9 protein-coding genes are annotated in these 8,871 nt (G+C 71.2%); 3 read left to right on the top strand and 6 right to left on the bottom strand.

Annotation, left to right across the window (positions count from 1 at the left end):
* Positions 1–26: 26 nt before the first annotated feature.
* Positions 27–2,213: a M4 family metallopeptidase gene (locus AOK00_RS30180; protein ID WP_301554232.1), complete on the bottom strand. Its 2,187-nt coding sequence runs from the start codon at positions 2,211–2,213 to the stop codon at positions 27–29.
* A 146-nt stretch (positions 2,214–2,359) separates the two neighbouring features.
* On the opposite strand from AOK00_RS30180, the gene AOK00_RS30175 reads away from it, so the two are divergent.
* Entirely contained in the window at positions 2,360–3,322 is a 963-nt protein-coding gene (locus AOK00_RS30175; RefSeq protein ID WP_055603392.1) for a LysR family transcriptional regulator, read from the top strand.
* Positions 3,323–3,350: 28 nt separating this feature from the next.
* Here AOK00_RS30175 and AOK00_RS30170 read toward each other — a convergent pair whose 3' ends face one another.
* From AOK00_RS30170 to AOK00_RS30155, 4 genes are all read right to left on the bottom strand, one after another.
* On the bottom strand, positions 3,351–4,175 hold the full coding sequence (locus AOK00_RS30170; protein WP_055603391.1) for a pectate lyase: 825 nt from the start codon (positions 4,173–4,175) through the stop codon (positions 3,351–3,353).
* A gap of 13 nt (positions 4,176–4,188) precedes the next feature.
* Positions 4,189–5,028 carry an EI24 domain-containing protein gene (locus AOK00_RS30165; RefSeq protein WP_055603390.1) on the bottom strand — a complete coding sequence of 280 codons (840 nt, stop codon included), beginning with the start codon at positions 5,026–5,028 and terminating at the stop codon, positions 4,189–4,191.
* 124 nt (positions 5,029–5,152) lie between these two features.
* Positions 5,153–5,575: an organic hydroperoxide resistance protein gene (locus AOK00_RS30160; RefSeq protein ID WP_055603389.1), complete on the bottom strand. Its 423-nt coding sequence runs from the start codon at positions 5,573–5,575 to the stop codon at positions 5,153–5,155.
* A gap of 64 nt (positions 5,576–5,639) precedes the next feature.
* Positions 5,640–6,659, bottom strand: a complete 1,020-nt coding sequence (locus tag AOK00_RS30155; RefSeq protein ID WP_055603388.1) for an NADP-dependent oxidoreductase — start codon at positions 6,657–6,659, stop codon at positions 5,640–5,642.
* A gap of 115 nt (positions 6,660–6,774) precedes the next feature.
* On the opposite strand from AOK00_RS30155, the gene AOK00_RS30150 reads away from it, so the two are divergent.
* Positions 6,775–7,212 (top strand): MarR family winged helix-turn-helix transcriptional regulator, encoded by a 438-nt coding sequence (locus AOK00_RS30150; RefSeq protein WP_030321890.1) that lies wholly within the window; start codon positions 6,775–6,777, stop codon positions 7,210–7,212.
* A 62-nt stretch (positions 7,213–7,274) separates the two neighbouring features.
* On the opposite strand, the gene AOK00_RS30145 is transcribed toward AOK00_RS30150, so the two are convergent.
* The gene (locus tag AOK00_RS30145) at positions 7,275–7,682 is read right to left on the bottom strand and encodes a MerR family transcriptional regulator (protein WP_055603387.1); all 408 of its coding nucleotides are present in this window, start codon (positions 7,680–7,682) and stop codon (positions 7,275–7,277) included.
* 69 nt (positions 7,683–7,751) lie between these two features.
* On the opposite strand from AOK00_RS30145, the gene AOK00_RS30140 reads away from it, so the two are divergent.
* Positions 7,752–8,660: an NAD(P)-dependent oxidoreductase gene (locus AOK00_RS30140; protein WP_055603394.1), complete on the top strand. Its 909-nt coding sequence runs from the start codon at positions 7,752–7,754 to the stop codon at positions 8,658–8,660.
* Positions 8,661–8,871: the final 211 nt, after the last annotated feature.

The following is an 8,871-nucleotide window of genomic DNA, read 5'->3' as shown; positions in this document are numbered from 1 at the left end:
CGCTGGGCCTGAGCGCCCCGTCCCCGTTACGGGGCGCTCAGGCCCAGCGTGTACGCGCCGGAGCCGCTGTACGCGTGGACGATGTAGCGGTAGTAGCCCGCGGTGCCGTGGTAGCTGGTGTCCTCGTCGGCCGTCGCGGTGCCGCCGACGGCGACGTCCACCCAGCCCGTGCCGTTCCACTTCTGCAGGTAGAGGTCGTAGTCCTGGCCGGCCGGGCCTCGCAGGCAGCCCACGTGGGTGCCGGAGGTCGCCGAGTAGTAGTACGAGCCGTCGGGCTGGACCGCGGTCCGGCCGGAGGTCAGGCTGCCCTGGTAGGTGTGCTCGGAGCCGGCGCAGCCGGTGGGCGGGGTCGTGGTGCCGACCGACAGCTGGTAGGTGACGGTGTGGGTGGCGGAGCCCGTACCGGTGACGGTGATCGGGTAGGTGCCGTTGGCCGTGCCCGCCGCGACCTGCACGGTCATCGTGGACGCGTTGCCGGAGGTCACCGACGCCGGGCTGAAGGAGACGGTGACACCGCTCGGGGCGCCGCTCGCGGAGAGCTGGACGGTCTGCGCGCTGCCGCCGGTGGTGCTGGTGTTCACCGTGGAGGTGACGGAGGCACCGGGCTGGACCGAGCCCGAGGAGGGGTTCAGGGCGAGCGAGAAGTCCGGGGTGGTGGTGCCGCCGCAGTCGGTCTCACCGGACTGGGCGGGGACGCCGACCGCGTTCCAGGCGGCCTTCACCGCGTTGCACTCGGTGCTGCCGTAGGTGTTCTTGGCGCTGGTCAGGGTCGCTCTGCGGGCGGCGAGGTGGTTCCACGAGGAGGTCTTCATGAGCAGGGCGCCCATGAAGATCTTGCCGGCCTTCTGGATGCCGATGCCCGTCACGGAGGACGGACCGCCGGAACATATGGGGCTGCTGGGCTTGCCACCGCCCGGGTTGGAGCCCTCGGCGAGCAGGTAGAACCAGTGGTTCTGCGGTCCGGCCGCGGCGTGCACCTCGGTGCCCGAGCTCAACTGGGGGTAGCAGTTGGGGTCGTTGCCGACGAGCGAGGGGTTGTACATGTTCCGGATCGGCTTGCCGTCGCCGAAGAAGTTGACCTTCTCGCCGACCGTGTAGTCCGGGGTGTCGTTCGGGTTGTTGGCGTAGTGCTCGGTGAGCGCGCCGAAGATGTCGCCGGTGGACTCGTTGAGCCCGCCGTTCTCGTTGGAGGATCCGGCGCTGCCCGGGGTCCGGTCGAAGATCTCGTGGCCGTACTCGTGCGCCACGACGTCGATGCCGGTGAGCTGGTTCGAGCCGGTCTGGGCCCGCCCGTAGGTCGTCTTCGTGCCGTCGTAGTACGCGTTGACCTCGGAGAGTCCGGCGCGGGCCGGGACCATGCCGCCCTGGCCGTTCTGGCCGTTGTAGCCGAACCACTCCTTGAGCATGGAGTGTTCCTTCTGCGCCGCGTACATGATGTCGACGCAGGCGGTCACCAGGTCGTTGGCGCCGTTGTTGCCCCAGGGCGAGGAGCCCGTGTACGCGCTGCCGTTCTGCCCGCCGCACTTGAAGCCGCCACGGCTGGTGTCGGTCATGGAGCTCGCGGCGGTGTCGATGGTGACGTTGCCGTTGTGGTGGCCGCGGCCGTCGGCGTGCAGGATCTTGTCGGTGGCCCGGGCGACGGAGCCGGTACGCGCGTCGACATGGGTGTCGAGGGAGCTCGGGGCGTCCTGAGCGGTCCGGCCGATGACCAGGGTGTGCCAGGTCAGCACGGCCTTGCCGCCCTTGAGGAGCACGGTCAGCTCGGGGGCGCTCGCGCTCTCCACCGAGGCCAGCTGCCTGCGGGCGGTGGCGAGGGCCGCGGCGGCGCTCACCTTCGCCTTCGTGGAGACCCTGATGGCGGGCGCCGGGGCGCCGGTGACCTCACGGACCCTGCCGGAGCTGTCGGAGACGACGACCGCGTCGCCGCCGACGACCGGGAGGCCGCGGTAGGTGCGCTCGTACGCGGCGTAGTACAGGCCGTTCGTCCAGGGGGTGACGGACGTGCGGACGAGGTCCTCGTCGGCGCCGTGCCGGAGCTCGTCGAGGCCGCTGGCCGCGGCGCCGTCGGCGGCGGCGAGCGCGAGGGACCTGCCGTGGCCCGGGGGCGCGGGCTGCGCCTGCGGGGCCGCGGTGGCGGTGCCGGCGAGGGCGGTCGCGAGGCTCGCCGAGAGCGCCAGGGCGGCCACGGCCGCCGTGATTCTGCTGGGGTGCAACGTCTGCTCCGATCGGGGTGGGATCGTGGTGGGGGAGACGGATCGTCGCGCCGAGTATGGGCGTGGACATGACTGGTTCGGGACATCTCATCCGGCATAAGACGCGGGTTATGGTGCGACCGCGCGGTGCTGCGTACGCTGCTGAAATGCAGCTGGAGTTGAGGCATCTCGAAGCCGTCTGCCGGATAGCGGAAGCGGGCAGTCTGGGCCGCGCGGCCGGGCGGCTCGGGGTCTCCCAGCCGGCGCTCTCCGCTCAGCTCCGGCGCATCGAGCGGGTCGCGGGCGGGGAGCTCTTCCTGCGCGGCCGCCACGGCGTGGAGCCCACCCCGCTGGGGGAGTTCGTCCTCTCCAAGGCGCGGCTCGTGCTCGGCGAGATGGACGCCCTCGCCGCCGGGGCGCGGGCCGTCGCCCCCGGCACACCGCTGCGGCTCGGCTGCATCCTGCTCGTCCTGGTCGACGGGCTGCTCGGCCAGCTGGAGCGGGTGATGGCAGGTCAGGACATCTCGGTGACCGTGGAGCACTCGGCGACCACCCTGACCCGGCAGCTCGGCGCGGGCCGGTACGACGCCGTGCTGTACGGGGAGGTCAACGAGCACGAGGTCGCCCTGCCCCAGGGCACCACGGCCAGGACCCTGGTCCCCAGGGAGCCGTTCTGCGTGCGCCTCTCGGCCGCGCACCCGCTGGCGGGGAAGGAACGGATCGCGCTGGCCGAGCTGGCCGGCGAGTCCTGGATGACGCTGGTGGAGGACGACGACGGAGGGCCCGAGGCGCTGGTCGCCGCCTGCGCGAAGGCCGGGTTCACCCCCTCACTGCGGCACCGGGTCGCCGACCGGAAGATGCACTACGACCTGATCGCCTCCGGCCGGGCGATCTCCATGAGCCAGCCCACGGCCCCGTACGCGGAGGGCACGGTCCTGCGCCCCCTGGAGGGCGACCCGGTCCTGGGCCGGATCCGGCTGGCCTGGAACAGGGCGGCGGTCCCCACCCGGCAGGCGGAGCTGCTCTACCGGGCGGCGGTCCACGCCTATCTGGCGAACGTCGGCAACAACGCCTTCTACCGGGAGTGGTGGGACGCCCGGCCGGAACTGCACCCGGTCCTCGACGCCTGAGACGGCGCCGGGGACCGAGTGCGTGCGGCTAGTCGTACGAGAGGTCTCCGGCGGAGTAGCGGCACGTGGTGCCGTCCGGGCCGGTGCCGATCTCCTTGGGCTCCTTGCCGGTGTTGTTGCCGGTGAAGCGGGTGCACGGCTTGATCTTCTTCTTGGTGTCGCCGTGGATCCTGATGTTCCGCAGGGACGCGGTGTCGCCGTAGTTGGCGTTGACCCCGACGATCGACTTGCCGGGCGTGGTGATGTCGACGTCGTTGACCAGGATCGTCCGCGGGTACTGCTTCTTGCAGTTGCCGCAGGACCGGACGAGCTTGCCGAAGTCGGAGACCTGGAACTTGGTCACGACCAGCTTGCCCGCGCCGTTGAACTGGAAGACCTTGTCGGACGCGCTCTTCGCGCCGCCGCCGTACACCGTGTACACCGAGGACGCCGAGGTGCCCTTGAAGGTGGCGGCGTCCTCGCCGACGTTCTCCCACCAGACGTTCTGCAGGGTGCAGCTGCCGAGGCAGTGGACCCCGTCGGCGGCCGGGGAGCCGATGATCACGTTCTTGAGGACCGCGCCGTCCTTGAGGACGAAGAGCGGCTGCTGGCTCTCGTCCTGGCCGTCCGAGCCGAGCTCACCGGTGCCGTGGAAGCGCTGGAGCTTGCCGTCGTAGGTGCCGGAGACCTCGATGGACGCGGGGACCGGCTTGCCGCCCTTGGCCTGCGGCCAGGCGGGCAGGGCGCTCGCGGCGCCCGCCGGGGCGAGCAGGGTCGTGGTGACGATCGCCGCCCCGGTGACTCCGAGGGCGCTCAGACCGCCGATGACCGCCCGCCGACGGCCCGTCTTCCGCTTGTGTGACGCTGACGTCATGATGCTTCTTCCTTCAGTGGGGGAGGTGGTGCACCCCCTGGTCGCCGCCGGAGGAAGGAAGGTTGCCGCCCGGGTGATCGTTTTCCCGGGAGTTCTCGTCCCGGTCGTCGCCGCCGGTCTCGCCGCCCAGCTCGCGGGCCATCAGGGTGGCCCCCGCGACCGCGCCCGGCATCAGGAAGACGGCGACGAAGGGCACGAGGAAGGCGAGGGTCAGCGGAACGCCGAAGCCGAGGACGGCCATCCGGCGCCCCCGAAGCATCCGGAGGCGCTCCTTGAGCTCGACGCCGCGGCGCTGGAACGCGACGGACGTCAGCTCCTCGGCGAGGAAGAAGCCGGAGACGCAGAAGCCGACGACGGGGACGACGGTCTGGCCGATCACCGGGATGAAGCCGCAGGCGAAGAGCAGGATGCCGTAGAACACGACCCGCAGCAGGATCCGCAGGCTGTCACGGGCCGAGATCCACAGCTCGCGCCAGAGCGGAAGCCCGGACTCGGGGACGTCGCCGCCCTCGCTCCGGTCGACCTCCTCGGAGAGCGACTCGTAGAACGGCTGGCCGACGAGCAGGGTCACGGCGGTGAAGGTGATGACCGCGAGGAAGAGACCGAGGGCGACGACGAGGGCGGTCAGGGTGCCGCGGAACATCCCGAGCCAGGGAGAGCTCCAGTCGTCGGCGAAGGGGGTCGCCCAGGCGGCCAGGTCGTCGGCGCCGTAGCCGAGACCGACGAGCGCGCCCGCGTAGAGGACGAGGGTGACGAGTCCGGGCAGCAGCCCGAAACCGAACCACCGTCCGTGCCGGCCCACCCACTTCTGGCCCTTTACCAGGTAACCGAAACCCACCCCGAGATCGCGCATGAGGGTCACCCTATCGGGGCCCTCGCGGCGGCCCGCACGCAGCGAGGACCGCGCCCCGACGGCGGTCGGGGGCGGTCCTCGGTCAGCGGTCGGTCAGTGGTCGGCCGAGTGCTCGGTCAGGGGCTCAGACGGCGAGCTCGACCGTGATGTTGCCGCGGGTCGCCTTGGAGTACGGGCAGACCTGGTGCGCCTTCTCGATCAGGCTCTTCGCCGTCTCGTCGTCCACGTTCGGGATGGTCGCCGAGATCTTGACGATGAGGCCGAAGCCGTCGTCGTTCTTGCCGATGCCGACCTCGGCGGTGACCGTCGAGCCGGAGATGTCGGCGTTCTCGTTACGGGCGACGACGCCGAGCGCGCCCTGGAAGCAGGCGCTGTAGCCCGCCGCGAAGAGCTGCTCGGGGTTGGTGCCCGCGCCGGAGCCGCCCATGGCCTTCGGCGGGTTGACGACGACCTCGAGCCGGCCGTCGTCGGTGGCGACACGCCCGTCACGCCCGTTCTCGGCGGTGGCGACGGCGGTGTAGAGAACGTCGGAGTGCTGGATCGACATGCGAGGTACTTCCTTCATGGGTTCGCCGCGACTCGCGCCCACGATCGCGACGGCTGAGGGAAGACTAACGGGTCACCGAGACGATCATCTTTCCGGTGTTGTCGCCGCGGAGCAGTCCGAGGAAGGCGTCCACGCCGTTCTCGACGCCCTCGACGAAGGTCTCGCGGTGCTTGAGCTCGCCGGCGGCGAGCCAGCCGCCGACCTCCTGCACGAACTGCTGCTGGAGGCCGTAGTGGTCGCCGACGAGGACGCCCTGGAGACGGAGCCGCTTGCCGATGATCATCGCCATGTTGCGCGGTCCCGCCACCGGCTCGGTGTCGTTGTACTGGGCGATCATGCCGCAGATGGTGGCGCGGCCGTGCACGTTGAGCGAGGAGATCGCGGCTTCGAGGTGGTCACCGCCGACGTTGTCGAAGTAGACGTCGATGCCGTCCGGGGCGGCCTCGCGGAGCTGGTCCTTGACCGGGCCGTTCTTGTAGTTGAAGGCGGCGTCGAAGCCGAGCTCCTCGACGAGGAACCTGACCTTCTCGTCGGAGCCGGCCGAGCCGATCACCCGCGAGGCGCCCTTGAGGCGCGCCATCTGGCCGACCTGGCTGCCGACGGCACCGGCGGCGCCGGAGACGAAGACCGCGTCGCCCTCCTTGAAGGAGGCCACGTCGAAGAGGCCGGCATAGGCGGTGAGGCCGGTCATGCCGAGGACGCCGAGGTAGGCGGAGAGGGGGGCGAGCGCCGGGTCGACCCTGGTGGCGTGCTGGGCCGGGACGTCGGCGTACTCGCGCCAGCCGAGGCCGTGCAGGACGTGGTCGCCGACGGCGAAGCCCTCGGCGTTCGAGGCGATGACCTCGCCGACCGCGCCGCCGTCCATGGGGTGGTCGAGCTTGAACGGCGGGATGTACGACTTCACGTCGTTCATCCGGCCGCGCATGTACGGGTCGACCGAGAAGTGCAGGTTCCTGACCAGGATCCGACCCTCGGCGGGCTCGGTGACGGGGGTCTCACGGAGCGCGAAGTCCGCGGGGGTCGGCCAGCCGTGCGGACGGGCGACGAGGTGCCACTCACGGCTGGACGCGGGAAGAACGGACATGAGCACGGCCTCCAGAGAACGTACGAAAAGCTTCAGATCACAAAAGATTCACTACCTGAAACAACCATGCACCTAGATATTTTATGTTGTCAAGCATCTGGGTAGGATGGAGGGCATGGCCACCCCACGCACGGATCCCCTGACCCTCGAAGTCGTCGAGCTGATCGGCACGGTCGTCGCGCGCTACTACGAGGAGTACGAGCAGGCCGCCGCGCAGCACGCGCTGACCGGCGCGCAGGCCCGTGTCCTCGGCCTGCTCTCGCTGGATCCGCTGCCGATGCGCCGCATCGCCCAGAAACTGAAGTGCGAGCCGTCCAACATCACCGGGATCGTGGACCGCCTGGAGGCCCGTGGCCTGGTGGAACGCCGCCCGGACCCGGCGGACCGCCGCGTCAAACTGGCCGTCCCCACGGAGGAGGGCCGCGCGACGGCCCACCGGTTGCGCGAGTCCCTGGACTTCGCGCGCGAGCCGCTCGGCGAGCTGACCGAGGCCGAGCGGACGCTGCTGCGGGACCTGCTGAAGCGGATGCTCGGCGTCCAGCCGGACGTCTAGGCCTCGCGGGAAGCCTCGCCGCTCGGGCGCGCCCGCTCACGCCTCGCAGGAGACCTCCCCTCTCAGGCGGGGACGGTCCCCCGGTCGGATCCGTCGAAGGGCGGATAGTTCTCGGCACCCGTGCGCTCGGCCGCGTCGATGTAGCCGGCGAGCGCCTCGCGGGACCGGGCCAGCCGCTCCATCTGGTCCTCGATCCGCCCCATCCGCGACCGCATGGCCGCCAGCAGCTCGGGGCAGCCGGCCAGCTCCGGGACCTCGCCGACCGCGCACGGCAACACGTACGCGATGTCCTCCGAGGACAGCCCCGCGCCGAGCAGATGCCGGATCTGCTTCACCCGCAGCACGGCGCTCTCGTCGTACTCCCGGTATCCGTTGGAGCCGCGGTCGGCCTCCAGGAGCCCCTGGGCCTCGTAGTAGCGCAACTGATGGGTGTGGACACCCGTCCGGCGGCCCAACTCCCCGATCCGCACAGCAATCTCGACCTCACTCGCTCGCGCTCGCTTGACCTTCACACCGGTATCAACGTCGACGATGCTGCCATGACCGACAGAACAGCCGCACCCGTTAACGCATCCGCGACCGCACCTGTGACCGTCATCGGACTCGGCCTGATGGGCCGGGCACTCGCCGGCGCCTTCCTCGGGGCCGGACACCCCACCACCGTGTGGAACCGTACGAGCTCCAAGGCCGCCGCGCTGGTGGCAGCGGGCGCGCACCTGGCGCCCTCGATCGGCGCCGCGCTCGGCGCGAGCCCCCTGACGATCGTCTGTCTCACCGACTACGAGGCCGTGCGCGAACTGCTCGACGCGGACGGCGTGAAGCTCGACGACACGACCCTGGTCAACCTGACCTCGGGCGACTCGGCCCAGGCCCGGGAGGCCGCCCGCTGGGCCGAACGGCGCGGCGCCCGCTACCTGGACGGCGCCCTCATGGCCGTCCCGCCGGTGATCGGCACCGCCGAGGCGGTCATCCTGCACAGCGGGCCGAAGGCGGACTTCGACGCCCACAGCCCCACCCTCGAAGCGCTCGGCACCGTCACCCACCTCGGCGAGGACCACGGGCTCGCGTCCCTGTACGACGTGGCCGGCCTGGCCATGATGTGGAGCGTCCTGAACGCCTGGCTCCAGGGCACGGCCATGCTGAGGAAGGCGGGCGTCGACGCGGCCACGTACGCGCCGTTCGCCCGGCAGATCGCCGTCGGAGTCGCCGACTGGCTCCCGGGGTACGCCGAGCAGATCGACGCCGGCTCCTTCCCGGCCGAGGTGTCGGCCCTGGAGACCGACGCGCGGGCGATGGAGCATTTGATCGGGGAGAGCGAGGCGCTGGGCGTCAACGCCGAACTCCCGAAGCTGTTCAAGGCCATGGCCGACCGCGCGATCGCCGCCGGCCACGGCGGCGAGCAGTACCCGGTCCTGATCGAGGAGTTCGGCAGGCCCGAGGCGGACTGACGCAGGACTCGGGGCCGACCGACGCCCGGCCCGGGGCGGACCGACGCCCGGCCCGGTGTGCCGACCGACGCCCGGCCCGGGGCCGACAAGAGCCGGCTCACCGGCGCCGCCTCACACCGGCCTGCGGGTCCCTGACGGGCAGCCGCCGCTCAGACGCACCACCAGAGGAAGGGGGTGCACGTCGGGGTCGGGGTGGGGGTCGGCGTGGGGG

It is taken from the genome of Streptomyces aureus, from assembly GCF_001418135.1.
GTDB classification, from domain to species: domain Bacteria; phylum Actinomycetota; class Actinomycetes; order Streptomycetales; family Streptomycetaceae; genus Streptomyces; species Streptomyces aureus_A.
The sequence above is the reverse complement of the archived record's forward strand: the minus strand, read 5'-3'. Positions and strand labels throughout refer to the sequence as shown.